We start from the raw sequence: 17,238 nt of genomic DNA, 5'->3' as shown, positions 1-17,238 counted from the left end.
CCGCGTCATTTGACAGGCATTTACTTTCGCCTGACGGCGGCCTATCCCCCGCATGAACAGAAGCCTGGGCCTACCCGTGAACGCAACGCCGCATACGCCGCTTCTCGACAAGGTCCGCATCCCGGCCGAGCTGCGCACGCTTTCCGAAAGCGAATTGCCGCAACTGGCATCGGAGCTTCGCCTCGAACTGATCGACGCGGTGTCGCACACCGGCGGTCATCTCGGCGCCGGGCTTGGCGTTGTCGAACTGACCGTGGCGCTGCATTATGTCTTCAACACGCCCGATGACCGGCTGATCTGGGATGTTGGCCACCAGGCCTATCCGCACAAGATCCTGACCGGGCGCCGCGATCGCATCCGCACCTTGCGCCAGGAGGGCGGCCTCTCCGGCTTCACCCGCCGCACAGAGAGCGAATACGATCCGTTTGGCGCCGCCCACTCCTCGACGTCGATATCGGCCGGCCTGGGCATGGCGGCGGCCCGCGATCTTGCCGGCGGCCGCAACAATGTCATCGCCGTCATCGGCGACGGCGCCATGTCGGCCGGCATGGCCTACGAGGCGATGAACAATGCCGGCGCGCTCGATGCCCGCCTGATCGTCATTCTCAACGACAACGACATGTCGATTGCGCCGCCGACCGGCGCCATGAGCGCCTATCTGGCGCGCCTGGCCTCTGGCAAGGCCTATGTCGGCCTGCGTGACTTCGGCAAGAAACTGACCTCGTATCTTGGCAAGCGTGCCGATCGCGCCATCACCAGGGCCGTCGAGCACGCGCGCGGCTACGTGACCGGCGGCACGCTATTCGAGGAGCTCGGCTTCTACCACATCGGCCCGATCGACGGTCATAATCTGGACCATCTGATCCCGGTGCTGAAAAATGTCCGTGATAATGGCAAGGGCCCGGTGCTGATCCATGTCGTCACCCAGAAGGGCAAGGGCTACGCGCCGGCGGAGGCCGCGGCCGACAAATATCACGGCGTCAACAAGTTCGACGTGATCACCGGCGCGCAGGCCAAGGCTCCGGCCAACGCGCCGGCTTACACCAAGGTGTTCGCCGAAAGCCTGATCCGGGAGGCCCAGGAGGACGAGCGCATCGTCGCCGTCACCGCCGCCATGCCGGGCGGCACCGGGCTTGACCTGTTCGGCGAAGTGTTTCCGGCCAGGACCTTCGATGTAGGCATCGCCGAGCAGCATGCGGTGACGTTCGCGGCCGGCCTCGCCACCGAAGGCTACAAGCCGTTCGCGGCGATCTATTCCACCTTCTTGCAACGTGCCTACGACCAGGTCGTGCACGACGTGGCGATCCAGAAATTGTCGGTGCGCTTCCCGATCGATCGCGCCGGCTTCGTCGGCGCCGACGGCGCCACCCATTGCGGCGCCTTCGACACCACCTTCCTGGCCTCCCTGCCGGGCTTCGTCGTCATGGCGGCGGCCGACGAGGCGGAACTGCGCCACATGGTGCGCACGGCGGCAACCTACGATGACGGCCCGATCGCCTTCCGCTATCCGCGCGGCAATGGCGTCGGCGTCGACATGCCCGATCGCGGCTCGGTGCTCGAAATCGGCAAGGGCCGCATCGTCAGGGAAGGCAGCAAGGTGGCGCTCCTGTCCTTCGGCACGCGCTTGCAGGATTGCTTGGTCGCGGCCGAGGAACTGGGCGCGGCCGGGCTTTCGACCACCGTCGCCGATGCCCGCTTCGCCAAGCCGCTCGATGTGGACCTGATCCGCCGGCTGGCCCGCTCGCATGAGGTTCTGGTCACGGTGGAGGAGGGCGCCATCGGCGGCTTCGCCAGTCACGTTTTGCAGTTCCTCGCCCATGAGGGCCTGCTGGAAAGCGGCCTGAAAGTGCGCCCGCTTGTGCTGCCGGACGTGTTTGCCGACCACGCCAAGCCGGAAAAGATGTATGCCGATGCCGGTCTCGATGCCGCCGGCATCGTCCATACGGTTTTCACCGCCCTCGGGCAGGCGGTCCGCGCCCAGCGCGCCTGAATCAAAGTCTCAAACCTCTGGATCGGTTTGTCGGCTATTTGTAATAACACATTGTTTACGCTGCTGTTTGGCGGTTTGATTACCGTGTCTCTTGGTCATTTTTGAACGGCGCCCTGCTAGATCCGCATCAGGCAGGGAGACAATTGGAATGAGGACGTTTCTGTACGGCACGGCCGTTTTAGCCGTGATGGTCGTACCGGCTGCCGCAGAGACGCGATACGACCGTAATCTCGAAAGGGCGGCCGCGGGTATAGTCGCCGGCAAGATGGGCGATATCAGGGGCGGCTTTTCCTACAAGCAGGTGCCGCAACTGGTGCCGGACGCCGCGCCAGTGCCGGCTGTCCCGGTCGAGCATTCACGTGAGCAGGCGTCAGGCAACGGGGATGACGGCCTGTCTCCCGCCGTCGAGCGCCAGGTGCCGCGCGCCACATTTTAGCCCAGCCATTGCTAAAACCACATGTCGCGCACGCAACGGCCGTCGCGTGGAAGATCGTCATAGGCATCGAGACCGTCGAAATGGTCGATCGGCAGATCGGCGACGGCCTCCGGCGGCGCCAGCCGCACATTGACGGCGATGCGTGTTCGACCGAAAGCATCGGCGCGCAATCCGCGCCAGGCCAGCACGCAGGCACAGGCCGGGCAAAACAGGATTTCCAGCGAAGGCGTGCCCTTTTCGGTGCGCCTGTAGCTTCTCGTCGGCCCCGCGACGCGGATCCGTTCATCGACATAGTCGTAGGCCCAGAGCACGCCGTAGCGGCGACAAAGCGTGCAGTTGCAGGCTGTGATCGACCCAGGATCGCCTTCCAGCGTCCAGTGCGTCGCGCCACAGTGACAGGTTCCGGTCAGCACTTTCGACTTCCCCGTATAGACAGCAACCCCATTGTGCCGGCCCGCCGCGACGCTCGCAAGCCGCGTAGCGGCCTGACGCCCCCCATGCTTGCGATGATGTTTCTTGTTCCCCGCCCAATGTCCTTGCCTTCGCAGCGCGCATTCGCCATGAAGGCCGATGAACTCGCCCCTGCCAGCCAGCACCCGCCAGCGGCTCGACGACCTGCTCGTCCAGCGCGGGCTGTTTGCCAGCCGCTCACGTGCCCGCGACGCCGTCGAGCGCGGCACGGTGACGGTCGATGGCGCCATTGCCCGCAAGCCTGGTCAGAACGTTTCTCCGCAATGCCTTGTTGTCGTCGATGATCCGGCCCAGGGCTATGTCTCGCGCGCGGCGTTGAAACTGATCGCCGGGCTCGACCATTTCGGCCTCGACCCTGCCGGCCGCGAGGCGCTCGATATCGGCGCCTCGACCGGCGGATTCACCCAAGTGCTGCTCGAACGCGGCGCGACCCATGTCACGGCGATCGATGTCGGTCACGGCCAGATGCATCCCGATATCGGCAATGACGCGCGCGTGACGGTCATCGAAGGGCTGAACGCCCGCGATCTCTCGGCCGCCGATCTTGGCGGCCGCGATCCGCACTTCGTCGTCTCCGACGTCAGTTTCATTTCCCTGAAGCTGGCATTGCCGCCCGCGCTCGCCGTTGCGAAGCCTGGTGCCGCCGCGGTCTTTCTGGTCAAGCCGCAATTTGAAGCAGGCCGCGAAGCGATCGGCAAGGGCGGTTTGCTGAAAGATTCCCGTGGCGTCGCCGACGTGGCGCATCTGCTCAGAGACTGGCTGGACGCCGTTCCAGGCTGGCGCGCGCTCGGCCTGCATCCGTCGCCGATCGAAGGGAGCGACGGCAATCGCGAATTCCTGCTCGGCGGGGTCAAGGACCGATGAGCGCACGCTTCACCATCGGCAAGCTCGGCGCGCAGGGTGACGGCGTCGCCGAGACCGAGACCGGAGAGGTCTTCATCCCGTTCACGCTGCCGGGCGAAACCGTCACCGCCGCGCGCGAAAGGGATCGCGCCGCGCTGATGGCGCTGATCGAGGCCTCGCCCCTGCGCATCGAACCCGCCTGCCGCCATTTCGGCGAGTGCGGCGGCTGCGCCCTCCAGCATCTGGAGGCGCAAGCCTATCAGCAGTGGAAGCGCGAGAAGGTCGTGCATGCGCTGAGGGGCATCGATTGCGAAATAGGCGGTCTGGTTGCCTGCGCGCCGCACACGCGCCGCCGCGTCGTGCTCGCCGCCAGGCGCACCGAAACAGGCATGCTGCTCGGCTTCAACCGCCATCTGTCGCCGGAAACCATTTCCATCTCCGAATGCCCGATCTCGCTGCCCGGGATCGTCGGCGCGCTCGACGGCTTGAGGGCGCTCGCCGAATTGATCTGCGCCACCCCGAAATCGTTCCGGATGGCGGTCACCGTGACGGGTTCCGGCCTCGACGTGGCGGTGCATGAATCGGGCAAGCTCGGCGAAAACCAGCGACGCGTCGCTTCCAATTTTGTCATTGCGCAGGGCTTTGCCAGACTGTCCATCGATGACGAGATCATCATCGAGCCGAAGAAGCCTGTCGTCATGTTCGGCAGCGTTGCCGTCGCGGTGCCGCCGGGCGCCTTCCTGCAGGCAACGGAGGCAGCCGAACGGACCATGGCCGATATCGTCGGCGGACATTTGAAACGTGCCAAAAAAATTGCCGATCTCTTCGCCGGCTGCGGCAGCTTCGCCCTGCGGTTGGCCGCGAGATCGGAAGTGCATGCGGTGGAAGGCGATGCGGCCGCGCTTTCGGCGCTCGATCGGGGTTCACGCTTCGCCACCGGCCTGAAACGCGTGACCGGCGAGCGCCGAGATCTGTTCCGCCGTCCGCTGACGTTCAAGGAGTTGAACGCCTTTGATGGCGTTGTCTTCGATCCGCCCCGCGCGGGCGCCGAGGATCAGTCGAAGCAGATCGCCCGCTCGGATGTTCCATTCGTTGCCGCGGTCTCCTGCAACCCGGTGACGCTCGCGCGGGATTTGCGCATCCTCATCGACGGCGGCTACGCGGTGAAAAGCGTGACGCCGATCGACCAGTTTCTGTGGTCGCCCCATGTCGAGGCTGTTGCCTTGCTGGAGAAGCCGCGGAAAAGACGCTAGGCGCTTAGCCCTGCTCAGCGAGACTGGCTGCGTCATGCAGTCTGCCCCCGAAATCCCGGCCAGGTTTATCGCTAAAGTTGTGGATCATCGCCACTGCAGTTGAATCTGCCCTCGAAAAAAGGCATAATCCAAATTGGGATAGGGGGAGAAGATGATTTCATCGGGACTTGTTGCCGAGATTTTTGGCTCGGCTCTCATCATGGCGCTCACCGGTGCGGTGCTCGCTTGGATCTTGAGAAAATTCACGCGTATGGGGCTGGTGCCATCCTATGCGCTTGGCGTCGCGGTCATGACGTTTGTCGGCGCTGCGCTCTATGTCTCCGGCCACGATGCAACCGTCGACTACCTGAGTGCAGGACCCAGTACGCGATCGGTGGCGTTGTCGGTTTCCTGATCCTGTACGCTACGTCGCGCCGGTCTGTGAGCAAGACCTAGCAGACTGCCCACGAGGCGGCTTCAAACCCGGGTGCCGCCGACCGTCATCTGGTCCATCCTGAGGTGCGGCTGGCCGACGCCGACCGGCACGCCCTGTCCGGCCTTGCCGCACATGCCGATGCCATTGTCGAGCTTCATGTCGTTGCCGATCATCGAAACGCGGTGCATGGCGTCGGGTCCGTTGCCGATCAGCATGGCGCCCTTGATCGGCTGCGTCACCTTGCCGTTCTCGATCATATAGGCTTCGGTGCAGCCGAACACGAATTTTCCCGACGTGATGTCGACCTGGCCGCCGCCGAAGGAGACGGCATAGATGCCGTTCCTGACCGAGGCGATGATCTCGTCCGGCTCCATGTCCCCCGATGTCATGTAGGTGTTGGTCATGCGCGGCATCGGCTGGTGCGCGTAGCCCTCGCGCCTTCCGTTGCCGGTGGCTCGCATGCCCATCAGCCGGGCGTTCTGGCGGTCCTGCATGTAACCGACCAGCTTGCCGTCCTCGATCAGCACGTTGCGCGCCGAAGGCGTGCCTTCATCGTCGACGGTGAGCGACCCGCGTCGTTCCGCGATCGTGCCGTCATCGACGACGGTGACGCCCTTTGCCGCCACCTGCTGGCCCATCAGTCCGGCGAAAGCTGAAGTTTTCTTGCGGTTGAAGTCGCCTTCCAGCCCGTGGCCGACGGCTTCGTGCAGCATGACGCCGGGCCAGCCGCTGGAGAGCACGATGTCGAAAGTGCCGGCCGGCGCCGGTACGGCTTCGAGATTGACCAGCGCCTGACGCAGCGCCTCCTTGGCGGCATGCTTCCAGCTGTCCTCGACGAGGAAGTCACCGAACGCCTTGCGTCCGCCCATGCCGTAGGAGCCGCTTTCCTGGCGGTCGCCGTCGCCGACCACCACGGACACGTTCACCCTGACCAGCGGCCGGATGTCACGCACCACCTGCCCGTCGGCACGCACGATCTCGACATGCTGCCATGACGAGGTCAGCGATGCCGAGACCTGGCGCACGCGCGGATCCTCGGCACGCAGCCAAGCGTCGATTTCCTGCAACAGCTTCGCCTTGGCCTCGAAGGAAGGCGAGGGGATCGGGTTCTCATCGCCATAGAGATGGCGGTTGGTGCGGGCGGGCGCGGCGGCAAGCGTTCCGGAATAGCCGCCCTTGACGGTCGAGACGGCGTCAGCCGCGCGTCGCAGCGAGGCCTCGGACAGGTCGCTGGAGTGGGCATAGCCACTGGCTTCGCCGGCAACCGCGCGCAGGCCGAAACCCTGGTCGGTGTTGAAATTGGCTGTCTTCAGCCGACCGTTGTCGAACATCAGCGCTTCGCTCTCGCTGTATTCGACGAACAACTCGCCATCGTCGGCGCCGTTGATGGTCTCTGCGACGATCTCCTTGACGCGATCGTCGGAAATATCGAATTGGCCGATAAGACTGTTCATGGCGTATGTCCGTGGATGAATGGTTATATCCGGGATGTAGGCGCGAAGCCGCGCCCAGACAATCGCCAATCGTCATGCAAATGCCGGGCGCCGGCACCCCGTCTATCCCAGGTCCGGAAAACCTGTCGCTGATCGCCAGATCCAGGGTCGAGGCGCGGGAGTCTACGGCAGGGCCGCAAATCCGTCGGCAAAACCCTTGAGGTCCACCGGGATGCCGATGCCTTCTTCCGGCGTCTGGAAGACGATGAAGGTGGCTGACGTGCCGGTCTTCAGCGTATCGAGCAGCGGCTTCTCGAGAATGACCTCGGCGTAGCAGCCGTCCTGGAAGCAGCGCACGAAATAGGCGCGGCCGATATCCTTGCCGTCGACATTGAGGCCGAGCCCGTTGGGCAAGAGCACGCCGAGCGGCGCCAGCACACGCAGGATCTCCGCCTTGTTGTCGGCGGTGCGCAGCACCACGACCGACAGCCCCATCTCGGGACGGTCCTCGGCGACGACGTTCTGCATCATCACGCATTGCTCTGATGTGGCGCCGGCCGGCGTGTCGCAGATGATCGACCACGCGCCATGCGTCGAGCGCACCGTGCCGCTCGGCTGGGCCGCGTTGGCCTGGCCGGCGGCCGACAAGCCGGCGACGGACAAGGCGGTGAGAAAGATGACCTTCGCCAAGGGGCTCGAAAGCCCAAATCCCGACAGCCAAGAGTTCATGACGGCTCCATTGCGAATCACGGCACTTTAAGCCGCGCCAAAGCCAAGTAAAGGACGAGACAGCGGCCGAGTCGCCACGAAAGTGCCAATGCGGCGCTTTTCCTAGCCAATTTCGCCCGAATTACGACGCCAGACGCGCCGGCCGGCAGGAAGCAGCCGATCCGTCGAACATAGTCGATTCGCCATGGCGGCCGCCGCCTTCAAAGATGCATTCCGGCTTGCGCGCAAAAATGCCGCACGGTTTCCTCCGCTCCTTTCTTGCGGAGGGAAAAAGAGTATGGTTTGAACCAGCTTGAGACAGTCGGGATTCCCGTCCCGGCATTGTTCGTTATTCTCGTGGACACAGCCGCGAGGAACTGGGAGACGAAGAGGGCGATGAGAAATTTCCTGGCAAACGCCAAGTTTCCAGCAAGTGCCAAGTTCCTAAGCGCTTGTGCCGTTACCACGTTTTTCGCCGGCACGGCCGCCCATGCCGATCAGCCTGTCGAGTGGGAGACGACCTTCCAGGCGCCGGCAACCGACATGATGCGCCAGATCGAGTGGTTCGGAAACTACACGATGTGGTTCATCATCCCGATCACCGCCCTGGTATTGCTGCTTCTGATCTACTGCATCGTGAAATTCCGCGCGAGCGCCAACCCGGTTCCGTCCAAGACCAGCCACAACACGCTGATCGAGGTGATCTGGACTGTCGGCCCCGTCGTCGTCCTGCTCTGCCTCGCCATCCCCTCGTTCCAGCTGTTGACCGCGCAGTACACGCCGCCGGAGGAAGCCAAGCTCACCGTCAAGGCGACGGGCAACCAGTGGAACTGGGATTACGAATACCAGACCGACAACACGCTCTCGTTCAACTCGGCGATCCTCCAGGATGGCGACCGTGCCGCCGCAGGCAAGGAGGATCGCAAGGTCTATCCGCGCCTGCTTGCCGTCGACAACGAGATGGTAGTGCCCGTCCACACGATGACCCGGGTGCTCGTCACCGCGACCGACGTGATCCATTCCTTCGCCATGCCGTCCTTCGGCATCAAGATCGATGCCATTCCCGGCCGCACCAACGAGACCTGGTTCAAGGCGGAGAAGGAAGGCCTCTATTACGGCCAGTGCTCGCAGCTTTGCGGCAAGGACCATGCCTTCATGCCGATCGCCATCCGCGTCGTCTCCGACGCGCAGTTCAAGACCTGGCTGGCTGCGGCCAAGACCGATCTGCCCGGCGCCAACAAGACGTTGATGGCCGAGGTCGATGGCCAGAACAAGGTAGCGGCCGCCGGCAACTGATGCCGCGGGTTAGCAAGATTTAGGGAACGGAGCGGAACATGGCAGACGCTGCAGCTCACGACGGGCACGACCACAAGCCTTATCATGGTTGGGTGCGCTGGGTTTATTCGACCAACCACAAGGACATCGGTACGCTCTACCTGATCTTCGCGATCATGGCCGGCATCATCGGCGGCGCGCTGTCGGTCGCCATCCGCATGGAGTTGCAGGAGCCTGGCATCCAGATCTTCAGCGGTCTGGCGCAGATGGTCTACGGCATGAACGGTGACGCCGCGATCGACGGCGGCAAGAGCATGTATAACGCCTTCGCCACGGCGCACGCGCTGATCATGATCTTCTTCATGGTCATGCCGGCCCTGATCGGCGGTTTTGCCAACTGGATGGTGCCGATCATGATCGGCGCCCCGGACATGGCGTTCCCGCGCATGAACAACATCTCGTTCTGGCTGCTGCCGCCGGCTTTCATCCTGCTGCTTATCTCGATGTTCGTGCCGAGCGCGCCCGGCGCCTACGGCGTCGGCGGCGGCTGGACGCTCTATCCGCCGCTTTCGACCTCCGGTCAGCCCGGTCCGGCCATGGATCTGGCGATCCTGTCGATCCACATCGCCGGCGCGTCCTCGATCCTGGGCGCCATCAACTTCATCACCACCATCTTCAACATGCGCGCGCCAGGCATGACGCTGCACAAGATGCCGCTGTTTGCCTGGTCGGTGCTGGTCACCGCATTCCTGCTGCTGTTGTCGCTTCCGGTTCTTGCCGGCGGCATCACCATGCTGCTTACCGACCGCAATTTCGGCACGACCTTTTTCGCTCCCGATGGCGGCGGCGATCCGCTGCTGTTCCAGCACCTGTTCTGGTTCTTCGGCCATCCGGAAGTGTATATTCTGATCCTGCCGGGCTTCGGCATCATCAGCCATATCGTCTCGACCTTCTCGCGCAAGCCGGTGTTCGGCTACCTCGGCATGGCCTACGCCATGGTCGCGATCGGCGCGGTCGGCTTCATCGTCTGGGCGCACCATATGTACACGACCGGCCTGTCGCTCGACACGCAGCGCTACTTCGTCTTCGCCACCATGGTCATCGCGGTGCCGACGGGCGTGAAGATCTTCTCCTGGATCGCGACGATGTGGGGCGGATCGATATCGTTCAAGCCGCCGATGCTGTGGGCGCTGGGCTTCATCTTCCTGTTCACGATCGGTGGCGTCACCGGGGTTCAGCTGGCCAATGCCGGTCTCGACCGGTCGCTGCACGACACCTATTTCGTGATCGCGCACTTCCATTACGTGCTGTCGCTGGGGGCGGTGTTCGCCATCTTCGCCGGCTGGTACTACTGGTTCCCGAAGATGACCGGCTACATGTATTCGCCTGTCATCGCCAACACCCATTTCTGGGTCATGTTCGTCGGCGTCAACCTTGTCTTCTTCCCGCAGCACTTCCTCGGCCTTGCCGGCATGCCGCGCCGCACCATCGATTATCCGGACGCGTTTGCGGGCTGGAACATGGTGTCGTCCTACGGTTCGTATATTTCGGCCGTCGGCGTGGTGATCTTCCTCTATGGCGTGTTCGAAGCCTTCCAGAAGAAGCGGATCGCTGGCGCCAATCCATGGGGCGAGGGAGCAACGACGCTGGAATGGCAGCTGCCTTCGCCGCCGCCGTTCCACCAGTGGGAGCAGCTGCCGAAGATCAAATAAGGCGGCAGCCCGGAATCGAAACCGCCGGCCTGCCGGCGGTTTCGGCCAAACGGAATATGGATTTGAGTACGCATGGCCCTTGTCGACGAAACCAGCATTGACGAAGCGGGCTTCCGCATGTCGGAAGCGACGGCGGGTGATTTCTTCGCCCTCCTGAAGCCGCGCGTCATGTCGCTGGTGGTTTTCACCGCCTTTGTCGGACTGGTCGCGGCGCCGGTGACCATCAATCCGCTGCTGGCGGTGATCGCGATCCTGGCTATTGCCATCGGGGCTGGTGCCTCCGGCGCGCTCAACATGTGGTACGATGCCGATATCGACGCGGTGATGACACGCACTGCCACCCGCCCCGTGCCGGCCGGCCGCATCCAGCCCCACGAGGCGTTGAGCTTTGGGTTGGTGCTTTCGGTTTTGTCGGTGATGACGCTCGGCGTGCTGGTCAACTGGCTGTCGGCGGCGCTGCTGGCCTTCACCATCTTCTTCTATGCCGTCGTCTACACGATGTGGCTGAAGCGCTGGACGCCGCAGAACATCGTCATTGGCGGTGCCGCCGGCGCCATCCCGCCCGTGATCGGCTGGGCCGCGGTGACCGGCACGGTCAGCCTGGAGAGCGTCGTCCTGTTCCTCATCATCTTCCTCTGGACGCCGCCGCATTTCTGGGCGCTGGCGCTGTTCAAGTCGCAGGATTATGAACGCGCCGGCATCCCGATGATGCCCAATGTCGCCGGCCCGGCGTCGACCCGCCGCCAGATCTTCGCCTATGCTCTGGTGCTGGCCCCGGTCGGTGTGCTGCCGTGGCTGCTTGGCTACACCACGCCGTTCTATGGCGTGGCTGCCCTGCTGCTCGGGCTCGGCTTTGTCTGGTATGCGTGGAAAGTGCTTGGCATGGCCGATGACGATCGCGCGATGAAGCCAGCCAAGGCGTTGTTCGGCTATTCGCTGCTCTATCTCTTCGCCATCTTCGCCGTCTATCTCGCCGACAGCGTCGTCGAACGTGCACTCGCGGTGGGTGGAGCATGAGCATGATCGAAGACAAGCTCGAAACGGTCACCTTGACCGAACGCCAGCGGAAGGCCCGGCGCAACCGCTCGGTCGCCATCGGCGTAGCCTTGGCCGTGCTGGTCGTTATCTTCTATATCGCGACGATCGTGAAGTTCGGTCATAACCTCTCTGGCACGATGTGAGGCGGGAGATGGGTGTCGACACGAGCGCCAAACCGGCCGGGCACAACAGCAACCGCCTTGTGGCGGCCGTCTGCCTTGCCTTCTTCACCGGCATGATCGGCATGGCCTATGCCGCGGTGCCGCTGTACAAGATGTTCTGCCAGGCGACAGGCTATGGCGGCACGACGCAACGCGTCGAGAAGCAGTATGCCGGCCGCGTGCTCGATCGCGAGATCACCGTTCGCTTCGACGCCAATATCGCCGGCGTGCCGTGGGATTTCCAGCCGGTCCAGCGCTCGATGACCATGAAGATCGGCGAGACGGTGCAGGCGCACTATCAGGCGACCAACAAGTTCGATCGCCCTATCACCGGCCGCGCCACCTTCAATGTCCAGCCTGAACTGGCGGGGCCCTATTTCAACAAGGTCGAATGCTTCTGCTTCACCGACACGACGCTGAAGCCTGGCGAAACGCTTGACATGCCGGTCCTGTTCTACGTGGACCCCGATATCGTCAACGTGCCGGAACTGAAGGACGTGAAGACGATCACCCTGTCCTACACGATGTTCCCGGTCGAGAAGAACAAGCCGGTCGCATCGTCGGAGCCGGTCCAGGGCAACAGCAAGACAATTTCAAATACCGAAGGAAATCTCGGGGGTTGATATGGCAGACGCGCACGCAAAACATCACGACTATCATCTTGTCGACCCGAGCCCGTGGCCTTTCCTCGGATCGATAGGGGCGCTCGTCACCGCCTTTGGCGGCGTTTGCCTCATGGAATATCTGAAGGGCGGCTCGTTCCCGATCTTCGGCTTCAACATCGCCAATCCGTGGCTGTTCTTCATCGGCCTCGCGATCGTCCTCTACACCATGTTCGCCTGGTGGTCGGACACGATCAAGGAAGCGCATGAGGGCCATCACACGCGGGTCGTGTCGTTGCATCTGCGCTATGGCATGATCATGTTCATCGCCTCCGAGGTGATGTTCTTCGTCGCCTGGTTCTGGGCCTATTTCGATGCCAGCCTGTTTCCGAGCGAGGCCCAGCAATATGCCCGCACCGCGTTCACCGGCGGCGTCTGGCCGCCGAAGGGCATGGAGGTTCTCGATCCTTTCCATCTGCCGCTCTACAACACCGTGATCCTGCTGTTGTCCGGCACCACGGTCACCTGGGCGCACCACTCCCTAATCCACGGCGATCGCAAGGGCCTGATCAACGGCTTGGTGCTGACCGTCGGCCTCGGCATGCTGTTCACCATGGTGCAGGCCTACGAGTACATGCACGCTCCGTTCGCTTTCAAGGATTCCATCTACGGCGCCACCTTCTTCATGGCGACCGGATTCCACGGCTTCCATGTCATCATCGGCACCATCTTTCTGCTGGTTTGCCTGATCCGGGCCATGAAAGGCGATTTCACGCCCAAGCAGCATTTCGGTTTCGAGGCTGCCGCGTGGTACTGGCATTTCGTCGACGTGGTCTGGCTGTTCCTGTTCGCCTCGATCTACGTCTGGGGATCGGTCGGCGCGGTGATCGAAGCCCACTGATACCGGTCTGATGACTTTGAAGGGGCGGCTGCGGCGACGTGGCCGCCTTCTTCTTTTCGGCGCAACGCAATCCGGTCGGTTGCGAAGGCGCGCAGCGTCGACGCCGGCGGCATGATCATGATCACGGCCAGCCGAACGGATTCGGCGGCTGCTTCAATTGGTCGACTGGACCGACGGCGGCATTGCCGTTACGGACTCCGACATGGACGAAGCCTGGGCAGCGGTGGTCGATGGGGCACCCATCGGGATTGAGCGGTGAGCAATGAGCGACGACAAGGCGATCTGGCCTCCGATCGACCCTATTTCGGCGGGCTTGCATGGACGCTGCCCGCGCTGCGGCGAGGGGCGGCTGTTTTCCGGCTTTCTCACCGTAGGCAAACGCTGCACCAATTGCGGTCTTGATTATTCCTATGCCGATGCCGGCGACGGGCCCGCGGTTTTCGTCATCCTGATCATCGGCTTCATCATCGTCGGCCTAGCGCTTTGGGTCGAAGTGACGCTGAGCCCGCCGCTCTGGCTGCATCTGCTGGTCTGGATACCGCTGGCGCTGGTGCTGTGCTTGACGGCGCTCCGGCTGATCAAGGGGGTGCTGCTTACGCTGCAGTACCGCAACAAGGCGGCCGAGGGCCGGCTGGATCGCGGCGAATGACCGACATGTCCGCCAAAGACGGCAGTCGTTCGCGGCCGGGATCGGTATTGCTGCTCGGCATTGGCCTCGTCCTGCTTCTGATCCTGCTGGCGCTCGGCACCTGGCAGGTCCAGCGCCTGCACTGGAAGGAGGGTCTTCTCCAGACCATCGACCAGCGCACCCACTCGCCGCCGCTCCCGCTGGCCGAGGTGGAGAAACAATTCGCCTCGACTGGGGACGTCGACTACACGCCGGTGACGGTGACCGGCACGTTCCTGCATGCGGGCGAGCGGCATTTCTACGCGACATGGGAAGGCGAAGCCGGCTTCAACGTCTACACGCCGCTGGCCCTCGACGACGGCCGCTTCGTCCTGATCAATCGCGGTTTCGTGCCATACGATCTGAAGGATGCCGCCAAGCGCGCCAAGGGACAGGTCGCGGGCAAGGTGACGGTCACCGGTCTCGCTCGCAATCCGCTGCCGGTGAAGCCGTCGATGATGCTTCCCGACAACGACGTGGCGAAGAATATCTTTTACTGGAAGGACCGTGACGTGATGGCGGCGAGCGCTGGCTTGCCGGCGAGCGCCAAGCTGGTGCCCATCTTCATCGACGCCGACAAGACGCCCAATCCGGGCGGTTTGCCCATCGGCGGTGTCACCATCATCGACCTGCCGAACAGCCATCTGCAATATGCCGTGACCTGGTATGGGCTTGCCGCCGCACTTGCCGCCGTTCTCATCCTGCGGCTTCGCAGACCAGCGAAAGAGGAATGAGCGCGACAGACCCGCTTGAAGGGCCCTCGCCCTTGACAGGACGGGGGTAGGCACCTCATTTCGGCTCTGATCAAACGGCCCGGATTCATGCTTCAGACCACCACAAAGCCTCCTCTGACGATCCGCCTCTGCCAGCCGCGCGGTTTTTGCGCCGGCGTCGACCGTGCTATCCAGATCGTCGTGCTGGCGCTGAAGAAATATGGCGCGCCGGTGTATGTCCGCCACGAGATCGTGCACAACCGCTATGTCGTTGAAGGGCTGCAAAGCCTTGGCGCCGTGTTTATCGAGGAACTTTCCGAGATTCCGGCCGAACATCGGCAGTCGCCCGTCGTCTTTTCTGCGCATGGCGTGCCGAAGTCGGTACCGGCGGATGCCCAGGCGCGCAATTTGTTCTATCTCGACGCCACCTGCCCATTGGTCTCGAAGGTCCACAAGCAGGCGATGCGCCACCAGCGGCTCGGCCGCCACGTGCTCCTGATCGGCCATGCCGGACATCCCGAGGTGATCGGCACCATGGGACAATTGCCGGACGGCGCGGTAACGCTGATCGAGACCGAAGCCGATGCCGCGAGGCTCGCGCCGGCGGACCCGAAGGCGCTCGGCTTCGTCACCCAGACCACGCTTTCGGTCGAAGATACGGCCGGCATCATCCGGGCGCTGCAGGACCGCTTTCCCGACCTGCAGGCGCCGGCGGCGGAATCGATCTGCTATGCCACCACGAACCGCCAGGAAGCGGTCAAGGACACTGCCGCGGGCGCCGATCTATACCTGATCGTCGGCGCGCCCAATTCGTCCAATTCGCGGCGTCTTGTCGAAGTGGCTGAGCGTGCGGGGGCTGCGATGTCGCTTCTGGTGCAGCGCGCCGCCGAGATTCCGTGGGATGACATCAGCGACATCTCGACGCTCGGGCTGTCGGCGGGGGCGTCCGCCCCGGAGATCATCGTCGACGAGATCATCGATGCGTTCCGCCAGCGCTTCGATGTCACGATCGACCTGGCCATCACGGCCACCGAAACGGAGGATTTTCCCGTCATGCGGGTACTGCGCGATGTCGAACTGACGGCGGCCGACATGGCTTTCGTCAACGGGGCGCCGTAAGGCACATGGCGGTCTACACCGACGTTGCGGAAGGCGAACTCGGCGCATTCCTGAAGCACTATCCGGTCGGCGATCTCCTGTCCTACAAGGGCATCGCGGAGGGCACCGAGAACTCGAATTTTTTGCTGCACACCTCCAGCGGCTCCTACATCCTGACGCTCTATGAAAGACGGGTGGAGAAGGCGGATCTGCCGTTTTTCCTCGGGTTGATGGGCCATCTCGCCAAAAAGGGCGTGTCCTGCCCGCTGCCGGTGACCGCGCATGACGGTAGCGTCATCGGCACGCTGGCGGGCCGGCCGGCCGTCATCATCACTTTCCTCGAGGGTCTCTCGCTCCGGCGGCCGACATCGATCCACTGCGCCGAGGTCGGCAAGGCGCTGGCCTCCCTGCATCTGGCCGGTGCCGACTTTCCGATGACCCGCCCCAATGCGCTCGCCATCGACGGCTGGCGCAAGCTCTGGTCAGCGGCCCGCGACCGTGCCGATGAGGTCGAGCCGGGCCTTGCGGCCGAAGTCGACGCCGACTTCGCCGACTTCGAGCGGAATTGGCCGAAGGGTCTTCCGGAAGGCATCATCCATGCCGATCTTTTCCCGGACAACGTGTTCTTTCTCGGCGAGAAGCTCTCCGGCCTGATTGATTTTTATTTCGCTTGCAACGACCTCTACGCCTATGACGTCGCCACCTGCCTGAACGCCTGGTGCTTCGAGAAGGATTTTTCCTTCAATCTCACCAAGGGCAAGGCGTTGCTTGCCGGCTACCAAGGTGTGCGGCCTCTGAGTGATCAGGAAAAGGCAGCACTTCCGATGCTGGCACGGGGCTCGGCGCTGCGTTTCATGCTGACCCGGCTGTATGACTGGCTGACCGTTCCCGATGGCGGGCTGGTGATGAAACGCGATCCGACCGAATACATCAGGAGAATGCGGTTTCATCGGACGATCAAATCTGCTTCGGAATATGGGCTGGCATGAGCAAACACGTTGAGATCTTCACCGATGGTGCCTGTTCGGGCAATCCCGGCCCGGGCGGCTGGGGCGCGATCCTGCGCTTCAACGGCGCCACCAAGGAACTATCGGGTGGCGAGGCCGAGACGACCAACAACCGCATGGAATTGCTTGCCGCCATCTCGGCGCTGAACGCGCTCAAGGAACCTTGCACGGTCGATCTTCACACCGACAGCAAATATGTCATGGACGGCATTTCAAAGTGGATCCATGGCTGGAAGAAGAACGGCTGGAGGACCGCCGACAAGAAGCCGGTCAAGAACGGCGAACTCTGGCAAGCGCTGGATGAAGCCAATCGGCGTCACAAGGTTAGGTGGATCTGGGTCAAGGGCCATGCCGGTCATATCGAGAACGAACGGGCGGACGAACTCGCTCGTGAGGGCATGGCGCCGTTCAAGAAGGGCCCGGTCAAGCTTGTTTCTACCCCACCCAAGCCGGTCTCGCAGTCCAAGCAGCCGGCGGTGGCAAAGGCGCGGCGTTCGACCCAAAGCTATTGAATT

19 protein-coding genes are annotated in these 17,238 nt (G+C 63.2%); 16 read left to right on the top strand and 3 right to left on the bottom strand.

The features are described 5' to 3' along the window. Nucleotides 1-52: 52 nt before the first annotated feature. Together dxs and LB533_RS05430 are read left to right on the top strand one after the other, a co-directional pair. Complete coding sequence (dxs, locus tag LB533_RS05435) at nucleotides 53-1,990, top strand: 1-deoxy-D-xylulose-5-phosphate synthase (RefSeq protein ID WP_181169305.1); 1,938 nt, start codon at nucleotides 53-55, stop codon at nucleotides 1,988-1,990. A gap of 148 nt (nucleotides 1,991-2,138) precedes the next feature. Next, nucleotides 2,139-2,426, top strand: a complete 288-nt coding sequence (locus LB533_RS05430; RefSeq protein ID WP_140638657.1) for a hypothetical protein — start codon at nucleotides 2,139-2,141, stop codon at nucleotides 2,424-2,426. 11 nt (nucleotides 2,427-2,437) lie between these two features. Here the strand turns inward: LB533_RS05430 and LB533_RS05425 are convergent, their stop codons facing one another. Next, on the bottom strand, nucleotides 2,438-2,839 hold the full coding sequence (locus tag LB533_RS05425) for a GFA family protein (RefSeq protein ID WP_140638658.1): 402 nt from the start codon (nucleotides 2,837-2,839) through the stop codon (nucleotides 2,438-2,440). Between the two features lie 157 nt (nucleotides 2,840-2,996). On the opposite strand from LB533_RS05425, the gene LB533_RS05420 reads away from it, so the two are divergent. From LB533_RS05420 to LB533_RS05410, 3 genes are all read left to right on the top strand, one after another. Then, nucleotides 2,997-3,761, top strand: a complete 765-nt coding sequence (locus LB533_RS05420) for a TlyA family RNA methyltransferase (RefSeq protein WP_140638659.1) — start codon at nucleotides 2,997-2,999, stop codon at nucleotides 3,759-3,761. Continuing rightward, a complete protein-coding gene (locus LB533_RS05415; protein ID WP_140638660.1) occupies nucleotides 3,758-4,993 on the top strand; it encodes a class I SAM-dependent RNA methyltransferase in 1,236 nt (411 codons plus the stop codon). Before LB533_RS05420 ends, LB533_RS05415 begins: the two co-directional genes overlap by 4 nt. Before the next feature lie 151 nt (nucleotides 4,994-5,144). Beyond that, nucleotides 5,145-5,387, top strand: a complete 243-nt coding sequence (locus LB533_RS05410) for a hypothetical protein (protein WP_224556883.1) — start codon at nucleotides 5,145-5,147, stop codon at nucleotides 5,385-5,387. Nucleotides 5,388-5,449: 62 nt separating this feature from the next. On the opposite strand, the gene tldD is transcribed toward LB533_RS05410, so the two are convergent. Next, nucleotides 5,450-6,862, bottom strand: coding sequence for a metalloprotease TldD (gene tldD, locus LB533_RS05405; RefSeq protein WP_140638661.1), 1,413 nt, complete (start codon nucleotides 6,860-6,862; stop codon nucleotides 5,450-5,452). Between the two features lie 162 nt (nucleotides 6,863-7,024). Next, a complete protein-coding gene (locus tag LB533_RS05400; RefSeq protein ID WP_140638662.1) occupies nucleotides 7,025-7,570 on the bottom strand; it encodes an invasion associated locus B family protein in 546 nt (181 codons plus the stop codon). A gap of 375 nt (nucleotides 7,571-7,945) precedes the next feature. Between LB533_RS05400 and coxB the strand changes: the two genes are divergently transcribed. From coxB to rnhA, 11 genes are all read left to right on the top strand, one after another. Next, nucleotides 7,946-8,845 (top strand): cytochrome c oxidase subunit II, encoded by a 900-nt coding sequence (coxB, locus tag LB533_RS05395; RefSeq protein WP_140638663.1) that lies wholly within the window; start codon nucleotides 7,946-7,948, stop codon nucleotides 8,843-8,845. Between the two features lie 38 nt (nucleotides 8,846-8,883). Then, complete coding sequence (gene ctaD, locus LB533_RS05390; RefSeq protein WP_140494972.1) at nucleotides 8,884-10,536, top strand: cytochrome c oxidase subunit I; 1,653 nt, start codon at nucleotides 8,884-8,886, stop codon at nucleotides 10,534-10,536. A gap of 72 nt (nucleotides 10,537-10,608) precedes the next feature. Next, the gene (locus LB533_RS05385) at nucleotides 10,609-11,553 is read left to right on the top strand and encodes a heme o synthase (protein ID WP_140551041.1); all 945 of its coding nucleotides are present in this window, start codon (nucleotides 10,609-10,611) and stop codon (nucleotides 11,551-11,553) included. A gap of 2 nt (nucleotides 11,554-11,555) precedes the next feature. Further along, on the top strand, nucleotides 11,556-11,717 hold the full coding sequence (locus LB533_RS05380) for a hypothetical protein (RefSeq protein WP_140494968.1): 162 nt from the start codon (nucleotides 11,556-11,558) through the stop codon (nucleotides 11,715-11,717). 8 nt (nucleotides 11,718-11,725) lie between these two features. Continuing rightward, the gene (locus tag LB533_RS05375) at nucleotides 11,726-12,358 is read left to right on the top strand and encodes a cytochrome c oxidase assembly protein (protein WP_140514826.1); all 633 of its coding nucleotides are present in this window, start codon (nucleotides 11,726-11,728) and stop codon (nucleotides 12,356-12,358) included. A gap of 1 nt (nucleotide 12,359) precedes the next feature. Next, the gene (locus LB533_RS05370; protein WP_140638664.1) at nucleotides 12,360-13,238 is read left to right on the top strand and encodes a cytochrome c oxidase subunit 3; all 879 of its coding nucleotides are present in this window, start codon (nucleotides 12,360-12,362) and stop codon (nucleotides 13,236-13,238) included. A 262-nt stretch (nucleotides 13,239-13,500) separates the two neighbouring features. Further along, nucleotides 13,501-13,887, top strand: a complete 387-nt coding sequence (locus LB533_RS05365) for a DUF983 domain-containing protein (RefSeq protein WP_140494962.1) — start codon at nucleotides 13,501-13,503, stop codon at nucleotides 13,885-13,887. 5 nt (nucleotides 13,888-13,892) lie between these two features. Further along, nucleotides 13,893-14,639 carry an SURF1 family protein gene (locus LB533_RS05360; RefSeq protein WP_411908879.1) on the top strand — a complete coding sequence of 249 codons (747 nt, stop codon included), beginning with the start codon at nucleotides 13,893-13,895 and terminating at the stop codon, nucleotides 14,637-14,639. 87 nt (nucleotides 14,640-14,726) lie between these two features. Beyond that, on the top strand, nucleotides 14,727-15,737 hold the full coding sequence (ispH, locus tag LB533_RS05355) for a 4-hydroxy-3-methylbut-2-enyl diphosphate reductase (RefSeq protein WP_140638665.1): 1,011 nt from the start codon (nucleotides 14,727-14,729) through the stop codon (nucleotides 15,735-15,737). A 5-nt stretch (nucleotides 15,738-15,742) separates the two neighbouring features. Then, nucleotides 15,743-16,705: a homoserine kinase gene (locus LB533_RS05350; RefSeq protein ID WP_140638666.1), complete on the top strand. Its 963-nt coding sequence runs from the start codon at nucleotides 15,743-15,745 to the stop codon at nucleotides 16,703-16,705. Further along, nucleotides 16,702-17,235 (top strand): ribonuclease HI, encoded by a 534-nt coding sequence (gene rnhA / locus LB533_RS05345; protein WP_140638667.1) that lies wholly within the window; start codon nucleotides 16,702-16,704, stop codon nucleotides 17,233-17,235. Before LB533_RS05350 ends, rnhA begins: the two co-directional genes overlap by 4 nt. Nucleotides 17,236-17,238 lie beyond the last annotated feature (3 nt).

It is taken from the genome of Mesorhizobium sp. BR1-1-13, from assembly GCF_020165515.1.
In the GTDB taxonomy this organism is placed as follows: Bacteria; Pseudomonadota; Alphaproteobacteria; order Rhizobiales; family Rhizobiaceae; genus Mesorhizobium.
The sequence above is the reverse complement of the archived record's forward strand: the minus strand, read 5'-3'. Positions and strand labels throughout refer to the sequence as shown.